This is a genomic window from Paenibacillus sp. FSL M8-0212, from assembly GCF_038004645.1.
Classification (GTDB): Bacteria; Bacillota; Bacilli; order Paenibacillales; family Paenibacillaceae; genus Paenibacillus.
In genome coordinates, this window is sequence record NZ_JBBORP010000001.1 from 2,921,693 (window position 1) to 2,940,682 (window position 18,990).

21 protein-coding genes are annotated in these 18,990 nt (G+C 47.2%); 10 read left to right on the forward strand and 11 right to left on the reverse strand.

The genetic code is table 11. The annotated features are described in order from the left end of the window. Window positions 1–33: 33 nt before the first annotated feature. Window positions 34–1,038 carry a Gfo/Idh/MocA family protein gene (locus MKX68_RS13000; protein WP_339788137.1) on the forward strand — a complete coding sequence of 335 codons (1,005 nt, stop codon included), beginning with the start codon at window positions 34–36 and terminating at the stop codon, window positions 1,036–1,038. A gap of 104 nt (window positions 1,039–1,142) precedes the next feature. Here MKX68_RS13000 and MKX68_RS13005 read toward each other — a convergent pair whose 3' ends face one another. Continuing rightward, window positions 1,143–1,442: a winged helix-turn-helix transcriptional regulator gene (locus MKX68_RS13005; RefSeq protein WP_026081419.1), complete on the reverse strand. Its 300-nt coding sequence runs from the start codon at window positions 1,440–1,442 to the stop codon at window positions 1,143–1,145. Between the two features lie 424 nt (window positions 1,443–1,866). Here MKX68_RS13005 and MKX68_RS13010 point away from each other — a divergent pair, with 424 nt between their 5' ends. After that, window positions 1,867–2,247, forward strand: a complete 381-nt coding sequence (locus MKX68_RS13010; protein ID WP_211084645.1) for a DoxX family protein — start codon at window positions 1,867–1,869, stop codon at window positions 2,245–2,247. Window positions 2,248–2,373: 126 nt separating this feature from the next. Here the strand turns inward: MKX68_RS13010 and MKX68_RS13015 are convergent, their stop codons facing one another. The 5 genes from MKX68_RS13015 to MKX68_RS13035 form a co-directional block, all read right to left on the reverse strand. After that, window positions 2,374–3,213: a DNA alkylation repair protein gene (locus MKX68_RS13015; protein ID WP_340912077.1), complete on the reverse strand. Its 840-nt coding sequence runs from the start codon at window positions 3,211–3,213 to the stop codon at window positions 2,374–2,376. 77 nt (window positions 3,214–3,290) lie between these two features. After that, window positions 3,291–3,986, reverse strand: coding sequence for a Crp/Fnr family transcriptional regulator (locus tag MKX68_RS13020; protein WP_338589046.1), 696 nt, complete (start codon window positions 3,984–3,986; stop codon window positions 3,291–3,293). A 126-nt stretch (window positions 3,987–4,112) separates the two neighbouring features. After that, on the reverse strand, window positions 4,113–4,631 hold the full coding sequence (locus tag MKX68_RS13025; protein ID WP_076209663.1) for an AbrB/MazE/SpoVT family DNA-binding domain-containing protein: 519 nt from the start codon (window positions 4,629–4,631) through the stop codon (window positions 4,113–4,115). A 105-nt stretch (window positions 4,632–4,736) separates the two neighbouring features. Then, the gene (locus MKX68_RS13030) at window positions 4,737–5,417 is read right to left on the reverse strand and encodes an LrgB family protein (RefSeq protein WP_338589042.1); all 681 of its coding nucleotides are present in this window, start codon (window positions 5,415–5,417) and stop codon (window positions 4,737–4,739) included. Then, window positions 5,414–5,785 (reverse strand): CidA/LrgA family protein, encoded by a 372-nt coding sequence (locus MKX68_RS13035; RefSeq protein WP_017691758.1) that lies wholly within the window; start codon window positions 5,783–5,785, stop codon window positions 5,414–5,416. Before MKX68_RS13035 ends, MKX68_RS13030 begins: the two co-directional genes overlap by 4 nt. Before the next feature lie 161 nt (window positions 5,786–5,946). On the opposite strand from MKX68_RS13035, the gene cidR reads away from it, so the two are divergent. The 5 genes from cidR (at window position 5,947) to MKX68_RS13060 (ending at window position 9,909) form a co-directional block, all read left to right on the forward strand. Beyond that, complete coding sequence (cidR, locus tag MKX68_RS13040) at window positions 5,947–6,831, forward strand: cidABC operon transcriptional activator CidR (RefSeq protein WP_340912083.1); 885 nt, start codon at window positions 5,947–5,949, stop codon at window positions 6,829–6,831. 111 nt (window positions 6,832–6,942) lie between these two features. Continuing rightward, window positions 6,943–7,800, forward strand: coding sequence for a carbon-nitrogen hydrolase family protein (locus tag MKX68_RS13045; protein WP_340912085.1), 858 nt, complete (start codon window positions 6,943–6,945; stop codon window positions 7,798–7,800). Window positions 7,801–7,872: 72 nt separating this feature from the next. Then, window positions 7,873–8,547, forward strand: coding sequence for a GNAT family N-acetyltransferase (locus MKX68_RS13050; protein WP_340912087.1), 675 nt, complete (start codon window positions 7,873–7,875; stop codon window positions 8,545–8,547). Window positions 8,548–8,592: 45 nt separating this feature from the next. After that, window positions 8,593–9,264 carry a GNAT family N-acetyltransferase gene (locus MKX68_RS13055; protein WP_340912088.1) on the forward strand — a complete coding sequence of 224 codons (672 nt, stop codon included), beginning with the start codon at window positions 8,593–8,595 and terminating at the stop codon, window positions 9,262–9,264. A gap of 135 nt (window positions 9,265–9,399) precedes the next feature. Then, window positions 9,400–9,909, forward strand: coding sequence for a hypothetical protein (locus MKX68_RS13060; protein ID WP_340912090.1), 510 nt, complete (start codon window positions 9,400–9,402; stop codon window positions 9,907–9,909). Between the two features lie 95 nt (window positions 9,910–10,004). On the opposite strand, the gene MKX68_RS13065 is transcribed toward MKX68_RS13060, so the two are convergent. The 4 genes from MKX68_RS13065 to MKX68_RS13080 form a co-directional block, all read right to left on the reverse strand. Then, window positions 10,005–11,927 (reverse strand): LTA synthase family protein, encoded by a 1,923-nt coding sequence (locus tag MKX68_RS13065; RefSeq protein WP_445671118.1) that lies wholly within the window; start codon window positions 11,925–11,927, stop codon window positions 10,005–10,007. A gap of 231 nt (window positions 11,928–12,158) precedes the next feature. Further along, complete coding sequence (locus tag MKX68_RS13070) at window positions 12,159–12,656, reverse strand: antibiotic biosynthesis monooxygenase family protein (RefSeq protein ID WP_340912094.1); 498 nt, start codon at window positions 12,654–12,656, stop codon at window positions 12,159–12,161. Window positions 12,657–12,747: 91 nt separating this feature from the next. After that, the gene (locus MKX68_RS13075) at window positions 12,748–13,062 is read right to left on the reverse strand and encodes a hypothetical protein (protein ID WP_338589024.1); all 315 of its coding nucleotides are present in this window, start codon (window positions 13,060–13,062) and stop codon (window positions 12,748–12,750) included. After that, the gene (locus MKX68_RS13080; protein ID WP_074092651.1) at window positions 13,052–13,264 is read right to left on the reverse strand and encodes a helix-turn-helix transcriptional regulator; all 213 of its coding nucleotides are present in this window, start codon (window positions 13,262–13,264) and stop codon (window positions 13,052–13,054) included. The genes MKX68_RS13075 and MKX68_RS13080 overlap by 11 nt, the downstream gene beginning before the upstream one ends. Window positions 13,265–13,433: 169 nt before the next feature. Between MKX68_RS13080 and MKX68_RS13085 the strand changes: the two genes are divergently transcribed. From MKX68_RS13085 to MKX68_RS13095, 3 genes are all read left to right on the forward strand, one after another. After that, a complete protein-coding gene (locus MKX68_RS13085; protein ID WP_340912099.1) occupies window positions 13,434–15,746 on the forward strand; it encodes an ATP-dependent DNA helicase in 2,313 nt (770 codons plus the stop codon). Between the two features lie 203 nt (window positions 15,747–15,949). Then, a complete protein-coding gene (locus MKX68_RS13090; RefSeq protein WP_340912101.1) occupies window positions 15,950–17,431 on the forward strand; it encodes an alpha-amylase in 1,482 nt (493 codons plus the stop codon). Window positions 17,432–17,968: 537 nt separating this feature from the next. Next, a complete protein-coding gene (locus MKX68_RS13095; RefSeq protein ID WP_340912103.1) occupies window positions 17,969–18,601 on the forward strand; it encodes a hypothetical protein in 633 nt (210 codons plus the stop codon). A gap of 79 nt (window positions 18,602–18,680) precedes the next feature. Here MKX68_RS13095 and MKX68_RS13100 read toward each other — a convergent pair whose 3' ends face one another. Then, window positions 18,681–18,959: a hypothetical protein gene (locus MKX68_RS13100; RefSeq protein ID WP_133386189.1), complete on the reverse strand. Its 279-nt coding sequence runs from the start codon at window positions 18,957–18,959 to the stop codon at window positions 18,681–18,683. Between the last annotated feature and the right edge of the window lie 31 nt (window positions 18,960–18,990).

Here is an 18,990-nt window from a genome sequence, read left to right on the forward strand (position 1 = left end):
GTAAGCGTGTAACATAGAGAGGGGATTACATCCATGACATTACAGATCGGAATCATTGGAACAGGCTGGTTCAGTAAGGTACACGCGGATATTCTCGCACGGATGGAAGGTGTTCGTGTTGCGAGTGTCTGTGGAACATCGCTCGAAAAGGCAGAGGCTATGGCCTCCGTTTATGATGCTGTTGGTTACGGGGAACTTGAACATATGCTGGATGGTGAGAAGCTGGATGCGGTGTATATTTGTGTGCCTCCGATGTCTCACGGATCGATTGAGTCCGAATTAATTCGCCGCGGTATTCCATTCCTGGTGGAGAAACCTTTGAGCACCGGAATGGATGTTCCGCGTCAGGTGTTGGATCAGGTGCAAAAGAGCAGATTGTTAACCTCTGTAGGATACCATTTCCGTTATCAGGAGGCCGCGCAGGTCCTGCAGCAGTCGATGAAAGAACAGACGGTCGGCATGGCACTTGGCCGCTGGATGGGCGGAATGCCAGGGGTCGCCTGGTGGCGGCGTCAGGACGGTTCAGGAGGACAATTCGTCGAGCAGACTACACATATTGTAGACTTGCTTCGGTATTGTGCAGGAGAAGTTACGGAGGTATATGCTGTAGCAGCTCAGCGAAGCATGCATGAGAAGCATGAGCATGTGACCGTTGCTGATGTGGCGAATGTGACGCTCAAGCTGGAAAGTGGAGCGATTGCCAGTATCGCCAATACATGTCTGTTGCCAGACGGAGAGGGCGGCGCTGGGCTCCAGTTCTACACGGATGCAGGTGTGTGGGATTGGACGCCAGAACGTTTGCTTCTGCCAAGTGCCGCAAAACATGCGATGGCAGGTCTGGAGATTCCGGCAGGACATAATCCATACGAGCGTGAGAATGAAGCGTTCATTCATGCCCTGCGTACGGGAGACCGTTCACGAATTCTGTCCGATTATGCGGATGCCTGCCGTACACAGGAGATTACGACGGCGGCGCTGGCATCGGCAGATTCCGGTCTGCCTGTACAGCTTCAGCCTTCAAAACATCTCTCTCATTAAAAGGTTGAAGGTAATATAAATACGCCTGAATCAGGGAATGATCCGCAGATCAGCCTGATTCAGGCGTATTTGTGTTGAGTAGAGATTATTGAGCAGCAATTCAACTACTCGGATTTCTGCTGTTTCAACCAGTCGGATGACCAACTGTAGATCTGATCAATGACAGGTTCAATGGCTCTGCCTTTCGGTGTCAATTCATACTCTACACGGGGAGGTATCTCGGGAAACATGTGCCGGGTTACGATACCTTCCGTCTCCATTTCCTTCAATCGCTCCGATAAAAGTCGTCCACTGATCGCCATCTCTGCTTCAAGCTCCGTAAACCGCTTGGGTCCGGACAACAGTTGGTACATGATTAACAGTACCCACTTCTTGCCTATGATGTCTATGGCTTGAGTGATCATACAGGGACTTGGTGCTTTTACTTTTTTCAGCTTCAACGTGTTCACCTCGATTCATGATTATTTTCTTCACAGGTTGTATATGAAAGGACATGGATTCTGCCGCTTTAAGAATATAGGACATCCAAGTAAATGAGGGTTACTACAAAATATACTGTAACATACCTTTTGTATGTATTATACATCATACAGTGAAAAATTACTTGAAGAAATTATATTATTATTATATACTAACTTCACAAAAGTAAGTTGGTGATAAATAATACGTATAATATGAACGCGTACTATTCTGAAAATTGAACTGGGCTGAATGGTTGAAAACAAAGTGACCTTTGGGAACTTTTACATAGATTCTTTTTTTACAATGTGCAGCAAAAATAATCATTACATAGTAGGAACATATAATTTGTTACAGGAGGATCTACATATGAACAAGATTTTGGGTTACGTTTTTCTGGTTGTGTTAGCAGGTGTCTTCGTCATGACGGGGTTTAACAAGATTAGTGGAGCAGACATGATGATTCAGACATTCGAGAGTTTCTCTTATCCAACATGGACGATGTATCTGCTCGGTGCCGCGGAGTTGCTTAGTGCAGTAGGATTGTTGATTCCACGGACTCGCATCCTGGCTTCTGGCATACTGACATTTATTCTGATTGGGGCCGTGGGAAGTCATCTGATCTATGCACAATACGCTGCTGTTCCGTTCCCGGCTGTGTTGTTGGTAGCTAACATTATTGTTCTGGTTGTGGGTATGCGCAGATTGGAAGCGGAAGAAGAAGGTCAGATGGACGCAGTTCAGGCGTAAGTTAAAGATAAGAGGGGACGTTATTGGGCTGTTCACCGTGGAAAAGGTATTCCTGTCAAAAGGAATGTAAACGCGGATGCCTATGCAGAAGATGACCACTGCCAGTGAGCGGTGGTCATCTTTTTTTTATGTAAGACTTCGCGTGGCACGTGTAACGATTCGCCGCGTATGTTGGGTATCCGACTGCTGAGTCCAAGTGGCGCAGACCTGCCGCACCCACTCTGGATTCGTCTTGCTGGCGTCGTTCAGCCAGTTACTTACCGAATCCTGCACATACTTATGGGCATCGGATTTCACCGCGTCAAGCAAGGGAAGGGCCATGGCCGGATTTTCTTTTAACTCCTGAATATGCTTGGCCCAGACGCCACGAGGTCTGATTGATTCTATGGCAAAGCGACGGATCAGTGGATCAGGGTCAACGCTCCATGGGATCAAATCGTGCAAAGCTGAGGACAATTCGGCAGAAATGGACTCCCGTACAGCCATCCAGGCAATTTCTCTTACGCCAAAGTGATGATCTGCTGCAAAGGGCCGAATATGTTCCAACTTTTCAGTCAGGTTCAGACCGGAATCCAGCCCAATGATATAAGCGGCCCAGCAGCGAACACTATCTGAACGATGTTCTGCAATGGAACGAAAGAGATTCGTTTGTTCATTCATTGTTAGACGTTTCAACAGATTACGCCATTGCATGGCTATGGCCGGGATGATTTTCATGATCCGCTGCTCATCCATCTGTGTTAACTGCTCTGTAATTGCTCTGGTTTCGGCATCCATTCCCCATTCATGGGTAACCTTCTGAAAAAGAGAAACATGATCTACAGCCAGCCATTCGGTCAGATTGACCGATTCGATATGTCCTGCTTGTAGCCAATTGCGGATATGCTCAGGGATTTCCGTTGCTTTACGGGCACCTTTGCGAAGAAAAATGTCTTCAGGGATAAATAGATCTGGCTTAGCATTCAACAGTATGTTCCTCCTTGGTTGTATAACATCATGAGTTATACGTTACAACTTGCTGGAGGACAGGGATGTAAGGCATCTTACAAGTGGGCAGTGATTTTCCGAAGGGTGGCGATTTCGTCACGATGAAGGGAAACTGACTTGAATCCGGTACGAATACGGCCTGCTCTTGCTAACTCTTGCATGGCGACGGTGACCGATTCCCGTGTGGCTCCTGCCATCCAGGCAATCTCCTGATGGGTCAGTGCGAGTTGAATATTGCAGAACTCATCTTCTTCGATCCATCCCATCTGTTCAGCCAGGCGGAAGAGATTATGTAGCACCTTTTCATGCAGGTTTCCGAGTGCGAGCGTCTGTGTCAATTCACTCATTTGCTTGATCCGCTCGCTTAGTACGTTCATCAGTCTCATCATGAATTTCGGATGTTCAATCAGAAACTGCTCAAAACGTTGTTTGTTCATCAGGCAAATATCACACTCCTCCATCGTTTCGATATAAACGGTGCGTGTTCCGAGTGAGATTCCGTTCATTTCTCCAAACACGTTACCTTCCGTCAAAATATCGAGAGTGAACTGTTTGCCCTCCGGATTTAATGTATATAAACGAACCTTTCCCCGTTTTACAAAATAGAAACCTTCTGTAAACGTATCGGGTGTCTGGATCTGTTTGTTTTTGGGTATGGTCGTAATAGAAGTCATCCCATCCATTTCAATCAGGTCTGCCTCCGACAAGGAGGACATGAGGTCGAATTGTGATAAATACAGAATTTTATCCATAGAACTCCTTTCCATTACGATATGAATATAAAAAAAGAAGAACCCACGAAAAACAACGGGTTCTCTTGCAGCGGGACTTCCTGATCGGAAGGTCTTCTGACTATAAATGATCGAATGCCATTTTGATTATAGTAATTTTTTTAATTGAGAGACGCGTCCTTGGCTGATGCCAAGCTTTTCCGCAATTTGCTGTTGAGCCAAACCGGGATTCTGTTCAACAATTTCTTTCATCTGTTGCAGCATGCGTGCCGTCTTTGGCCGCAGGTCCGGGTATTCTTGGTTGTCAGCTGTGGTCCCTTCTTCCCTAGCGGGAGATGAGACTGAGGCGGATTTGGAAGCAGGACGCTCCACGGGTGCAGGAGCCTGTTTGTTCTGAGGTACGAACCAGTCGGGAGAGTCATCCGGGTGTTTTAATTGAATTGCACAAGTCCGGCAGATGAATTGTTCTTTGAAATACATTTCCGTATCTACATCACCGCAAAAAATACATAATGTTGATTTGTACTTTCTTAAAATCAACTCTTTCCCTTCAATGAAAAACTCAAGCGGATCGCCGATATGGATTTCCATCGTATCCCGCATTTCTTTGGGAAGGACAATTCGTCCAAGACGGTCCAGAGATCTCTTCATTCCGGTTCTTTTCATCGCATCTCCCCCGCAATATTCACAATTAAAACCTGTCCTTATTGTAAGGAAGAAAGGGCTTTAATACAACAATAATATTTCAAAAAAGTGGGATAATTCCATCTATTATGGGAAAATAAGTTTGGAAAGCATGGGTGCAACCGCTAAAGTGAACAATGCAGCGAGCACCATAGAGATGCTGGAGATGGTACCGGTCAGGGAACTCAGTTCAAACGCCTTGGATGTCCCTGTGCCATGGGCACCGGTTCCAAACAGTGTGCCTCGTGCAATCTCCCCATCGATGCGCAGCATTTTGACGATAGAAGGGCCCATAATCACCCCGAGCAGACCAGTCATAATAACAAAAACAGCTGTCACTGCGGGTATGCCACCGATGGTAGCCGAAACGTTCATGGCAATTGGGGTGGTAATCGATCTTGGGATCAGACTATGAATGAGACCGGAATCCAGACGCAACCATTTGGCGAGCAGGGCAGAGGAAAGTACTGCAACGACCGAGCCGGTCATGACACTGAAGACAATCTCGGAAATATGTTTTTTCAGTACATGGAAAAAGGTATAAAGCGGAACGGCAAAAGCCACGGTGGCCGGTTGGAGAAGCAGACTCAGCCATTTGCCGCCACTGCTATACGTGGCATAATCCGTTCCGGTTGCAAGTAATATGCCAACGACAAGAAGCGGTGTAATGAGCAACGGAGACAGATATACTTTTGGCAGATTACGATACATTCGTTTGGCGACTCCATAGATACCGACGGTTAACAGCAGACAGAGAAATCCAATCATCCGGTGTGACGCTCCTTTCGTTTGGCAATTCGTGTAGCAACCAGGCCTGTGCAGGACATGACCAGGAAAGTACTAAGCAGTACGATGAATAAAATTTGCAATCCGTCATGCTCCAACATGGGCATATAGTTCATAATGCCAACGGCTGACGGGATAAAAAATAACAATAGTTCACCGAGCAGCCAGGCAGCTCCAACTTCAATCCAGCGCAGCTTCACGACACGGGTCTGAAGCAGAATGAATAACACGACCATACCGAGTATTGAACCCGGTACAGGAAGATGGAGAGTACGGGCCAGCAGGTCCATGAGCAGTGAAAAAACCATTAAGAGCGCAACCTGTGCAATACCAAGGCCCCACTTTTTCACTTCAATCCCTCCTTATATAATCAACGTAATCCTTTGAATTATTATGAAAATGAAAATGATTCACTTGATATCACAAATTTTACATTGCATTCTTTCATGAGTAAAATGCATATTAAGAATGTTTACTATTCCATTTATCTATGAGAGGTGGGAATCAACCGATGGATATCCGCCATTTGCAATATTTTCTGGAAGTTGCCCGGCAGCAGAGTTTTACAAAAGCCGCCGAGGTGCTGTATATCACCCAGCCCACGATCAGCAAGACGGTCAAGAGTCTTGAAGAGGAACTGGGTATCACGTTGTTGGACCGTTATGGGAAGAAAGTTGAACTAACCGATGCAGGCCATGTGTTTTTTCGGCAGGCGCTTGAGATTGAAAAATCATTCCGCAGTTTGTCGTCCGAATTGGACGATCTGATGAACTTGAAGAAAGGCCATCTGCGGATTGGGTTGCCGCCGATGGTGGGATCAAGCTTTTTCCCCATGATTATTGGTGAATTTCACAAAGCCTACCCGCAGGTGACCATTCAGCTGTTTGAGGATGGCGCCAAAAAAGTGGAGGCCGATGTGATCAGTGGTGCACTGGATATTGGCGTTGCGGTACTGCCAACCGTGGATGAGTTGTTGGATCATTTTGTGTTTGTGAAAGAGAAGCTGAACCTGCTTGTACACCCCTCACATCCACTTGTGGGGAAAGAAGCGGTTGCGCTGCATGAACTGGAAAACGACGCCTTTGTGCTGTTTCGGGAAGATTTTGCATTGCATGACCGGATTATTGTGGCCTGTCAGCATGCTGGGTTCCAGCCCCGTGTGGTATATGAGAGCTCTCAGTGGGATCTGCTCAGCGCGATGGTTGCCGCCAATCTGGGTGTAGCCTTATTACCAGAGACGATCTGTCGTGAGGTGGACCATATGCGCGTGCGCATCATACCGGTAGTGGAACCGGTGATTCCATGGCAGCTCGGCATGATCTGGCGGAAGGATCGTTATCTGTCTTTTGCCACGAGAGAGTGGATTGGATTCACACAGTCGATGCTGGGTGAGTAAGGAAGCGATTGGAAGGTTATTCTGTCATTGTAGTGCCTAGTGTAAATACTCTTTTGTTGACCCCGGATCGTTGTTACAATGGAAGCATAATTATGGTGGAGGTGTACGAACATGAAACTGCGGGTATCCGCTGTACAATACCAATTGCACACAATCAGCTCGTTTGAGCAGTTCGCCGCTCAGGCTGAGCATTACATACGGACAGCGAGCGAATACGGAACCGAATTTGTGCTGTTCCCGGAATTTTTCACAACACAATTAATGTCCATTGGGGACAAACAAGGCAATGCACTGACAATTGAGGATCTGCCGAACTTTACGGAGCAATATGAAAAACTGTTCACGTCACTTGCTGCCAAGTACGGTATGCACGTTATCGGGGGAACCCACGTCATTCGACGTGAGGGGAAGCTGTATAATACAGCCCACATGTTCTACCCGGATGGTCGCATCGAGCGCCAGGACAAGATTCACATTACACCAACCGAAGTGCAGGAATGGAATATGGCTCCCGGGGATGGACTTGAGGTGTTCGACACGGATAAAGGCCGTATTGCGATGCTGACCTGTTACGATATTGAGTTCCCGGAAATTGTGCGGATGGCCAAAGCCAAAGGTGCTGATGTGATTTTCTGTCCTTCCTGTACGGACGATCGTCACGGATTCTACCGTGTGCGTTATACGAGTCATGCCCGCGCGGTGGAGAATCAGGTGTACGTTGTGTTAACCGGAACAGTGGGCAACCTGCCAACCGTTGATTTCATGCGTGCTAACTATGGACAGGCAGCGATTATTACACCAAATGATATTCCGTTCCCGCCACGTGGCATTCTGGCCGAGGGTGAGATTAACAACGATATGATCGTGACCGCCGATCTGGATCTGGACTTGTTGTATGAGGTGCGCGAACGTGGATCGGTAACGACTTGGCGTGACCGCCGTACTGATCTGTATACCGATTGGGAGTAGCAAGTTGCTCTTAAAACCGAACGAAACGAGCAGGGAATTCATTTTGTCAGTGGAAAGGGGTGACCCGGAAACATGTATACCAAAGAAATGCTGATCACCGACCCGGAGCGAAGTGGCAAAAGGGTAAAGGCAGTCGTCCGCAATTATGTTACTGCCGACTTTGAGGAGCTCATTCGTATTCAGGCGGAGAGTTTCCCTCCTCCTTATCCGGAAGAGCTGCTCTGGAGTCACGAGCAGCTCACCAGTCATGTGCAGCATTACCCGGAGGGTGCCATCTGTATCGAAGTGGATGGAGAATTGGCTGGCTCAATGACCTCGCTGCGGATGCAGTGGGACCCCGCACATCCAGCAAGTCATACCTGGGCCGAAGTAACGGATGACGGCTATATTCGTAACCACCAGCCAGATGGCAACGCGCTGTATATTGTTGATCTCTGTGTTCGTCCAAAGTACCGCAAATGGGGACTGGCTCAGCTTATGATGCAGGCGATGTACCACCTTGTGATTGCACAGGGTATAGATCGGTTACTTGGAGCCGGCAGAATGCCAGGTTATCATCTGGTTGCAGACCAACTGTCTGCGCAGGAATATCTGAACCAGGTGGCAGCGGGAGAAAGACGTGATCCGGTGATATCGTTCCTGCTTCGTTGTGGCCGCATGCCAGTAGGCGTAACCGCAGATTATCTGGACGATGAGGAGTCCTGCAATTATGCGGCCCTGATGGAGTGGCGGAACCCGTTCAAATAAAAAATATCAAATGCAATACATCATCGATCGAGGAGGCATTTAGTCATGGAATTCACGCGTATTACATCCATTAAAGATCCATTGTTTGCCCAAATGCACAAGTTGATGCAGGAGATCTTCCCGCGGGAAGAAGTGCTGGACTTTCCCCTGTGGGAAGAACCGCTGGAAGATCCGGGTATTCGGGTGTTCGTGGCTGTGCATGAGGGACAGGTTGTTGGAGCGACAGAGTACCGTTATTACGAGGACTGGAACGTAGCCATGACGGACTTCACGATTATTGGGCGCGAAGGTCTGGGAATTGGCAGTTTCCTGGCGAATCACCGCAAGCGTGATCTGCAAAAGCTGGCTGCGGCAAACGGGAAAGAATTGTTCGGCATGTTTGCCGAAATCTATAACCCTTATGTGAGTCAGGATCACGAGTTTGGCGGCATCAAGCCGATGGACCCGTATGTGCGTCGCGAAGTGCTGTCCCATCTGGGATATCAGCGTCTGGACTTCCCATATGTTCATCCATCCTGGCAAGGTGACGGCGAAGCGGTTGGCGGATTGGATCTGTGCTTCATGCCAGGTGATGAGTCGCTTGGTGAACTGCCAGCGAGCCTGGTGGCTGATTTCCTGAACCGATACTATGCGGTGTTACCGAACAAACCGCAAGAATGGCTTGCCATGGTAGAGCAATTGACTGCTCGCAAGTCGGTTGCGTTACTGCCGTTGTAAACATATGAAAGACCCGAGCCTGGACTAACAGGTTCGGGTCTTATTTAGTTTATTTTTCAGAACGAACAGGATACGTTACCATAAATATGGAAGATATGTGTTTGTGTTCATTTATTTTATGAAGGAGGGGATTGGATGAGAAAAAGCAGAATCTTGTTGATATGGATGCTCGCTTTATTTTTAACAGCCTGCAGTTCAAGTGACGATGCTTCACTACCAGATGTACAGGAGAGGGAGCGCAACGATGCCATAGAAACCGAACAAATTCAGAAGGAAAAAGATGCAAAAGAGCAGGAAGAAGTAGAAAGTTTAAGAGAAACGCTGAACATAACGTTTAAACTGATGGCGGCGATGCAATCCAATAACTATACATATCTTGAATCGGTGTCTTCACCGAACATAGAAATATCGCAGCAGAACAATACCATTATTTCTAAACTGGAACAGGGGGATTACGAAGTTCCTTTCCTGCAGAACGTTAGCCTGAATAATTTGGAGTACCGTGGATTTAATCCTCTGGATTCAGATCGTGTCATTTTACATATGGCTATAGTATGGTCTGATGGAAACAGTGCATTGGATTTCTATTTCATTCGTTCCGAGGAAGGCAACTGGCTCTTTGATGGTCTGCTCACGAATGGATAGGCCACTAGTCTGGTTCTGTAATATAAACAGCGACCGTTCTCTCTATGATAAAGAGGAAGGTCGCCGCATGGATGAGTTCGAGTGAAAAGATTCAATTATTGTGTAGTCTTTCGATCCGGTAGCTGGCTCAAATAACTGTTGGACAAGTGTGCAAGATCCAATGCTCGATCATATTGTTCCTTTGTTATAAACCGTGAAGAGGGCACCCCACTGTTATTGGGTGTGGTGAATGCTGAAGGTACTTTGTCCGCCGAAATCTTCGGCGCTTCTTCTAAAGGAACATCCATCTGCTGTTGTCCGGCATCCTGTCTGCCCGCATCAGCTAGCGAATAATGCGTCCCATCCCCGTATCCTTTCGCGGGAATGAAGAGAGAAGCATCGTTTAGCACGGACCCGGAAGGAAGGTAATAACGTTCGGGTAGCAGGTTTCCGCCTTCACGCAGTAAATCCTGTCCGAAGTGTAATTGGTCCTTCAGCGATACCCCGGTGAGTCCCGCAATCGTTGGCAGAATGTCCACCTGGCCTCCAATCTGTTCCAGTTGAACACCCGGGGTAACGCCCGGTGCCGAGATAATGAGTGGAATATTAATCATATCTGCTGATGTGTATTCCCGACCATACAACTCTTTCATGACGACTTTGTCTTCCCGATCCAGTGAGTAGATGGGAAGCCCCAGGTGATCCCCGTACAAGACAAACAAACTATTTTCCCATAATCCCCGCTCTTTCAATCCAGCAATCAACTGTCCAACCGCCTGATCTGCATAATGCTGTGATATCAGATAATCACCGGGCAACGTATCTTTGTAACGCTCTGGCAGCGTCAGTTTCACCTTGTTTTTAGGCAAAGTGTACGGGTGGTGGGCTGACATGGAGATGATATGGGCATAGAAGGGATCGCCCGAAGACTGCATGGATTCCAGCTTATCCAGTGTTTTGGAATACAGTACTTCATCCGAGGCCGAAAAGGCGATAGAGTCCTGTGTGCCAAAATAATCAATATCATAATACTGGTCGAATCCAAGTGCCTTGTATAACTGATCCCGATTCCAGAAACGAACATCATTTGTATGGAATGTAGCTGTCTGATATCCGTTTGCTGACATCAGCTTGGGTAGACTCGGCAGAGCTTTATCCGCATATACAGTTGTTGCTGCCCCGTTCGGCGGGGTGTAGAAAGATGTGTTCACAACAAATTCTGCATCTGATGTATTTCCCTGTCCCACTTGCTGATAAAAGTTCGGAAAATACAGGCTCTGTCTAGCCAATTGATTCAGATTAGGCGTGATCTCTTGTCCATCTACCTCTAATCCAATCAGGAAGTTCTGAAACGATTCCAACTGGAGCATAATCACATTGCGTCCGCTCGCGGCACCCTTCTCCACAATCGCAGGAAGTTCGGTCGTTTGTTTCAGTTGGTCGATGTCAGCCTGATCAATGTGAGCAATGGGCACAGGTTTATCAGGTCGATCCAGGATGGTATACGCCTCGTAACCGAGGATGCCCATCTGTTCTGCTTGTGTAAGCTCACTCATGCTGGCCCGATTGGGATAGATGTTAAGCATGCACAGGATCATGGACAGGGTCAGAATGACCGAAGCAACCCGTCTTCTGGCACGTCGTTCAAGCGGAATGCGGTTCGGGCGTTCTGTACTCCCGAGTTTGATCCGACGACGAATGAGTATTCCCCCAATGATCAGCACGTCTGCAAAAATAAACAAATAATAGGGATCAAGCAATGAAAACATGCTGCTCTTGACCGAAGTCACCTGATTCACCTGTGCCAACGCGTGATAGTTAACGATTACACCATAGTATTTGTAGTACATGATGGCTGCAAAGAAAATCCCTGAGAGCAGCAAATTCATGGCAAGGTATATCCACATCCGCCGCTTGGCAGCAAACCACTCAATTAGACAGAAGCCGATCCAGATGAGCGGCAATTCGGTCAGCAGTGGTTTCCAGACAGGGATGTCATCGAAGATAACGATCCAGGCTAGTGAACTTTTGATCATCATGATGATGGTAAAGAATATAAACGGTCCGCTTAGAAATCGGGTGAGTGAACTGCGTGACAAGGTACCGCCTTCCCTTCCGAAGTTTCATTTAACAAGTATTATCCTATCTCAGCATGGCTGTGTCAAAAATGAGAGCCTTCTACATTTGACGGCAAAAAAACCTCTTCCATGCAGGAAGAGGTTCGAAAAAACATGGGCTATTGCGATAAAAGCCAGATGTGACCCAATTCGTTATTCTATAGTGTACGTTGTGACGTAAGAAGGTCTGGGGAACATGGTGGGCTTCTGTGCGGTCAGGCCTTCGCTTGTACTGCGGTTACGGTGAGCGTGACTATATGCTTGGGATTCCTGCCAGCCTTTGAAATGTTCGTCCGACTGCCAGAGTGTAAGTACGACATATGTGTCATCCTTCAGAGGACGAAGCACACGAATACCGACAAAGCCAGGCTCGTCTTCTACCTTGCGGGCACGGTTCTTGAACCGTTCTTCAAAATCGTTCCGACCATCCTCTGTGACAGGGATATTGTTCAAAACAGCAAAACCTCCGCCAGTCCAGGAGCCTGCGGCATCAAAAGCTTCATATGCGGCTACTTTATCATCAGACTCAATATTCATCAGGCGTTCTGCGGATTCAAGAGCCAGACGTACCTGCTCTTCGCTTCGCAAAGTCAGATGCGGGTATGCAGCAAGTGCATCCGGAATCGGTGAAGGAACCAAATAGATATACATAGAAGCTGCCTCCTCATTAAGTACATTCTATTTCAAGATAGCATATGGAAATCAGCGAGTCCAATCGGTTCACATGTATCGGACAGGTGGGCTAATTCCGAGCTGAGTAGTACAGGTTTGCCGCAATAGAAGATAAACAATGAATGACAAACACTGCAGTAATAATGAAAAAGGAAAGCGATATCCCGTCTAGGATAACTACAAGGATCCAAGCCAGAGCAAGACTGATGGTTGTCGCATTCCAGGAGAAGGCCTTTGCTCTCGTGATACAATAGAGGTACCGCTCATCCAGTCCGTTGTGCTTTTTTGCAATCGACCTTGTGAAAAAAATAATGATTATTGCAAATAACAAACCAGCTACAATTCCACCGATACCGATCATCCGATTCAGTAATTCAGAACTCAATATTCTCATCTCCTTCAAAAATAAATAATTCCTCGATCTGACAGTCAAATAATTGGGCAAGCTTGTGAGCAAGCACAAGAGAAGGTTTGTACTTACCGGATTCCAACGATATGATGGTCTGCCTGGAGACCTTTAGGCGTTGAGACAGTTCTTCCTGTGTGATGTGCATATGTATTCGTTTGTCTCTAATTAGATTTTGCAAGTATATCCTCCCACAAGTAAAGTTTGCTTTACGTAAAGTTAACTTTACTTATGGGACGATGGGAAGTCAATCTCTCTTTATAATATTTTCCACTTCTTCGAGGTGGTGCTGTGTCCAAAAGCATATTTCATGATAAAGTATAATCACTACAAACAGAACGGGTGATCGTATGACAACAACAATTCGGATATCGGTTAGACCTTTGGTGGAGTATGTGTACCGCAGTGGCAGCATACGTCCAGGGTTCCGGACCAACGCATCGATGCAGGAGGGAACTCGAATCCATCAGCGGGTACAGAAGGAGTACACGGAAGAGGATCTGAAAGAGATTGTGCTCGAAGCTGAGATTCAACATGGGGATCTGACCTATGTGGTGGAGGGACGATGTGACGGGTTAATTCGTCTGGAAGGTCAGTTGACGGTAGATGAGATCAAATCCACTGCGGGCAATCTGGATGATCTGGGAGAAGGTCTTCCAGTGCACTGGGCGCAGGCCATGATGTATGCCTACATGTACGCCGTTCAGCAAGATCAACCACGCATGCAAGTGCAGTTGACGTATGTGCATTCGGTGACCCATGAAGAAAGACGGTTTCGCCGAATGGCAGATCGACAGGAACTGGAGCGGTTTGCTGCAGAAGTGATTGCCGGTTATGCGCCATATGCAGAGATGATCGCTGCGTATGAAGAAAAGCGTGATATCAGTGTGCGAGAGCTGCCGTTTCCTTTTCGCAAATACAGGGAGGGACAGCGAAAGCTGGCAGGAGCTGTATACAAGACGATCCGTGAGGGTCAGGGGTTGATGGCCAAAGCACCAACAGGCATTGGTAAAACGATGTCCGTGCTGTTCCCCACAGTCAAAGCGATTGGCGAAGGCGAAGCGAGCCGATTGTTCTATCTGACCGCAAGGACGACGACACGGGTGGCGGCGGAAGAAGCTTTTGCCCGGATGCAGTCGGAAGGATTGAAGATGCATGTGATCAGTCTGACAGCGAAGGACAAGATTTGTTTTAAGGAAGAGGAAGCTTGTGATAAGGGGCAGTGCGGCATGTGTGAAGGATATTATGACCGTATTAACGGAGCCGTGCTGGACATGCTGGAACATGAGACGTTGATGACACGTCCGGTCATCGAGCAGTATGCGCGCAAACATCGGGTGTGTCCGTTTGAGTTTTCACTGGATGCGGCGTATGCAGCCGATGCGGTGATCTGCGATTATAACTATATTTTCGATCCGAGGATCTCTCTGAAAAGAATGTTGGAAGAGCAGAAACGCAAGACGGTGTTACTGGTGGACGAGGCTCATAATCTGGTCGATCGTGGCCGAATGATGTTTTCCGCCGAGCTGGAGAAGGCAGTATTTCTGGATGTGAAAAGAGAGTTCCAGTCGCTGGACAGCAGTGTGCCTGCTGCCAAAGCCATTGTTGACTACACGGGGGCCATTGATAAGTATCTGATTACCCTTCGGAAAAACGGTGGAGAAGAAGGAAAGATCATCCAGCAGGAAGCACCGGAGGAACTGATTGAACGGCTGGAACCTTTTGTCATGGTCGCGGAGCAATGCCTTGTTGAAGGTGGCTCGGGGAATGCCGAGACGGATCAGCTGCTGTTGGATGCCTACTTCACGGCACAGAATTTCCTGCGTATTGCCAAGCTGTATGATGAACGTTTTATTACGTATGCAGAGTGTGTTCGAAGTGAAGTGAGAGTGAAGTTATTCTGTCTTGATCCTTCCGTACTGCTTCGTCAGACGGCCAAAGGATTCCGCTCTCTCATTCATTTTTCGGCTACATTGTCACCCCTTCGCTATTATCGGGATATGCTGGGTGCAGAGGAAGAGGATTATACATTGCAGATTCCATCGCCGTTTCAGCGCGAACAATTGGATGTGAGACTCCTGCCCTTATCTGTGCGTTATAAGGACAGGGAACAGTCCCGGCGTCCCATTGCAGAGATGCTACAACAGCTCGTAAGCGAATGGCCGCGCAGTAATCTAATGGTGTTCTTCCCTTCCTACCCTTATATGCGCGAGATATATGAGACCTACGCACAACTTCCGATTGAAGCGGATACGGTTATACAAAAGCAAGGCATGAACGAACTGGAACGGGAGCAGTTTTTGGATGGATTTCAGCCGAATCCTGAACGAACACGCTTGGTATTTGCCGTCATGGGTGGCGTATTCTCAGAGGGTGTCGATCTGCCGGGAGATCGCTTGAATGGCGTGGTTGTGGTAGGTGCGGGGCTGCCGCAGATTGGTCTGGAGAACAACGTATTACGTGATTACTATGATCGGACAGGACGCAACGGATTCAATTACGCCTATATTTTCCCGGGTATGAACAAGGTGCTGCAGGCGGGTGGACGGCTGATTCGGACGGAGGAAGACAGGGGTGTGCTGGTGCTGGTCGACGATCGTTTTATCCAGGAACCGTATCGTTCCCTGCTGCCCGAGGAGTGGCGGGACTATAAACGAATTTGAATATGATGCATCTCCACAGCAATTTCAATGGAATCAGGCAAATGCTGAACCAAGAAGTTTAACATTTTTCTCAGATTTCTTTCCTTTATATGATTGAAGGGTAGGGTGAAAGGGTTATAACTTGGTTAGCAACGAACGAACAACGGCGATTACCCTATCCGTTCCGCGGTCCGCTTCGAAAGCAATCAAGGAGGTCGGTTATAATGAAGAGAAATCATACCATGATGCAGTTTTTTGAATGGCACCTGGCTGCAGACGGAGATCATTGGAAGCGACTGGCTGAAATGGCCCCGGAACTGAAAGCCAAAGGTATTGACTCGGTATGGGTTCCACCCGTAACCAAGGCAGTGTCCGCAGAAGATACAGGTTATGGTGTATATGATCTGTACGATCTGGGCGAATTTGATCAAAAGGGTACCGTACGAACTAAATATGGCACTAAGCAGGAACTGGTGGAGGCCATTGCTGAATGTCAGAAGAACGGCATTGCCGTCTATGTGGATCTGGTTATGAATCACAAGGCCGGAGCAGATGAGACGGAAGTGTTCAAAGTGATCGAGGTTGATCCGAATGATCGAACGAAGGAAATTTCTGAGCCGTTCGAAATTGAGGGCTGGACCAAATTCACATTCCCGGGTCGCGGAGATCAATACTCCTCCTTCAAGTGGAGCTCTGAACATTTCAACGGTACAGACTTTGACGCCAAGGGAGAACGAACAGGTGTATTCCGCATCGCAGGAGAGAATAAAAAATGGAATGAGAATGTTGATGATGAGTTTGGCAACTATGACTATCTGATGTTCGCCAATATAGATTATAACCACCCGGATGTTCGGCGCGAGATGATCGATTGGGGGAAATGGCTGATCGATACCCTTCAGTGCGGTGGGTTCCGGCTGGATGCGATTAAGCATATCAATCATGAATTCATCAAGGAGTTCGCAGCAGAGATGATCCGCAAACGCGGTCAGGATTTCTACATCGTAGGTGAGTTCTGGAACTCAAACCTGGATGCATGTCGTGAATTCCTTGATACGGTAGACTATCAGATCGACCTGTTTGATGTGTCTCTTCACTACAAGTTGCATGAGGCTTCGCTTGCAGGCAGAGACTTTGATCTCTCCAAAATTTTTGATGATACCCTGGTGCAGACACATCCTACCCATGCGGTAACTTTTGTAGATAACCATGACTCACAACCTCATGAAGCGTTGGAATCATGGATTGGAGATTGGTTTAAGCCGAGCGCTTATGCCTTGACGCTATTACGTCGTGATGGTTATCCGGTTGTATTTTACGGAGATTATTATGGCATTGGTGGACCTGAACCTGTGGATGGCAAAAAGGAGATTCTGGACATTCTGCTGTCTGCCCGCTGCAACAAGGCATATGGAGAGCAGGAAGATTACTTCGATCACGCGAATACGATTGGCTGGGTGCGTCGCGGCGTAGAGGAAATCGAAGGCTCCGGTTGTGCAGTGGTCATCTCCAACGGGGATGACGGTGAGAAGAGAATGTTCGTCGGAGAGCATCGTGCTGGTGAAGTCTGGGTGGATCTGACGAACAGCTGTGATGATCAGATTACCATTGAGGAAGAGGGCTGGGCCACCTTCCATGTGTGCGGTGGAGGCGTCTCGGTATGGGCCCTTCCTGAACAGAATGAGGACTGCGCTGACGCTGAGTAACGGCATGTGCCAGGCAGGATAAGAAAAGGTACACCGAACGCATAAAAACAGTATATAGATCGTTGAATCACCTGAACAGGAGAGCATGCATGCCTGTATTCAGGTGTTTTTTTTGCATTTTTCTAGGTACAACTAAAACTCCATCCTAACGAACCGAGGGCACCTTATTTGCACTGAATTAGCGTTATTGGAATTCTAACGAATCTCAGTAATCTTATTACTCTCAAAAACGATTGAAATAGCTCCAATTGGAGCAACATCACCAGATTAACGCGTCTGAAATTCGTTAGAATATTGGTAACTCGGATTTCAGCCGAATAAGGCCTCTCAGATTCGTTAGCTTAACGTGGGTTAAGGCTCGCCGCCATAGGCAAACGAATCACTGCTGTAAGTAAAAACATGAAATGAGAAAGAAACAGTTCGGTTTCACATCCTAATATATGGTACAATAATCCAAATATGGAGTGTTATAAAACAAAATGAGAGATCGTAATAAGCGATATTCTTTACAGAGGATTGGAGAAAAGGAGGGATGGCATGGGTCCCAAAAGAGAGATGAACCGTTTCTCCCCGTTGATCATGTATCTATTTGTAATAGCCGTGTGCCTGGGGGCTTGCAGTTTGGGACCAAACCAGGGGCCAGCGGGCGAACCGAAGCGGAGCGATGAGTATACATTGAATTCGGAGCGGAGAGATTTGAATGAGCGGGTTACGAAGAGACCTGAGTCCTTCCAGAAGGATACGCCTGATGATTATACTTTGACAGCAATGGTGGATGTGAGTCATGAATCCGGAGTTGATCGGATTTCTTATGAGATTTTGGTGAATGAGGCTCGGGTGCCCATGGTTAATGTCATTCAGTCCTTCACCCTCGATCCCAACATGATAAATCGAATAGATGCCGGAGAGTTATTTCATTCCAATGTGAGCAATACACACGAGATTAGTTTAGAGTCTGACAAGGAACCGCTTGGATTGAGTTTGAGCAGAAGTTACGTCTTGAAGCCCAAGGCGGAGATCGACAGCAATATCCTCCAGCGTTATGCAGATATGTATATCAAAATTTCCTATGGCCCCAATGATCAGCGAACGGAAGATTATTTTTATATTCAGGCCGAGCCGTCTCCAAGGACGAATGAGTATATGAAGTCATGGGAGATAGAAAAATAGGAAAAAGCAGCGCATACCTGTTCCGTATGAGGAATTTCAGTAGACGCTGCCGGTTCATCTATTTGAGATAGTAAGGTTATTACTTTTTAGTATACTGATTCATCGTATCCCACATTCGATTGAACTCACTTCGTTCCATTGAAAATGCTCCAGGCTTCTCAGGTTTATGATGAGAAGTTGGCTCAAAGTTTAAGTATTCATGGTGTGTAGTACACTCATAGTTTTTGCTGTTAATAAGGAATTCAATTCTATCCTTAAAGGGTCTTTCCAGTAATTTAACCACCATGATGTCTCCACTACTGGTGCTTCTTGCAGGAGAATATATCAGAAAGTAACCTTGTTCAAATCGATACTCCATAGCATTTACCTCCATTAGGATACAGAACGAT

Bases quoted from the DNA above. Each gene is read 5' to 3' on its own strand.
- MKX68_RS13000 (WP_339788137.1), top strand. From the start codon at position 34: ATGACATTACAGATCGGAATCATTGGAACAGGCTGGTTCAGTAAGGTA.
- MKX68_RS13005 (WP_026081419.1), bottom strand. From the start codon at position 1,442: ATGATCACTCAAGCCATAGACATCATAGGCAAGAAGTGGGTACTGTTA.
- MKX68_RS13010 (WP_211084645.1), top strand. From the start codon at position 1,867: ATGAACAAGATTTTGGGTTACGTTTTTCTGGTTGTGTTAGCAGGTGTC.
- MKX68_RS13020 (WP_338589046.1), bottom strand. From the start codon at position 3,986: ATGGATAAAATTCTGTATTTATCACAATTCGACCTCATGTCCTCCTTG.
- MKX68_RS13025 (WP_076209663.1), bottom strand. From the start codon at position 4,631: ATGAAAAGAACCGGAATGAAGAGATCTCTGGACCGTCTTGGACGAATT.
- MKX68_RS13030 (WP_338589042.1), bottom strand. From the start codon at position 5,417: ATGATTGGATTTCTCTGTCTGCTGTTAACCGTCGGTATCTATGGAGTC.
- cidR (WP_340912083.1), top strand. From the start codon at position 5,947: ATGGATATCCGCCATTTGCAATATTTTCTGGAAGTTGCCCGGCAGCAG.
- MKX68_RS13045 (WP_340912085.1), top strand. From the start codon at position 6,943: ATGAAACTGCGGGTATCCGCTGTACAATACCAATTGCACACAATCAGC.
- MKX68_RS13050 (WP_340912087.1), top strand. From the start codon at position 7,873: ATGTATACCAAAGAAATGCTGATCACCGACCCGGAGCGAAGTGGCAAA.
- MKX68_RS13055 (WP_340912088.1), top strand. From the start codon at position 8,593: ATGGAATTCACGCGTATTACATCCATTAAAGATCCATTGTTTGCCCAA.
- MKX68_RS13060 (WP_340912090.1), top strand. From the start codon at position 9,400: ATGAGAAAAAGCAGAATCTTGTTGATATGGATGCTCGCTTTATTTTTA.
- MKX68_RS13065 (WP_445671118.1), bottom strand. From the start codon at position 11,927: ATGATGATCAAAAGTTCACTAGCCTGGATCGTTATCTTCGATGACATC.
- MKX68_RS13070 (WP_340912094.1), bottom strand. From the start codon at position 12,656: ATGTATATCTATTTGGTTCCTTCACCGATTCCGGATGCACTTGCTGCA.
- MKX68_RS13085 (WP_340912099.1), top strand. From the start codon at position 13,434: ATGACAACAACAATTCGGATATCGGTTAGACCTTTGGTGGAGTATGTG.
- MKX68_RS13090 (WP_340912101.1), top strand. From the start codon at position 15,950: ATGAAGAGAAATCATACCATGATGCAGTTTTTTGAATGGCACCTGGCT.
- MKX68_RS13095 (WP_340912103.1), top strand. From the start codon at position 17,969: ATGGGTCCCAAAAGAGAGATGAACCGTTTCTCCCCGTTGATCATGTAT.
- MKX68_RS13100 (WP_133386189.1), bottom strand. From the start codon at position 18,959: ATGGAGTATCGATTTGAACAAGGTTACTTTCTGATATATTCTCCTGCA.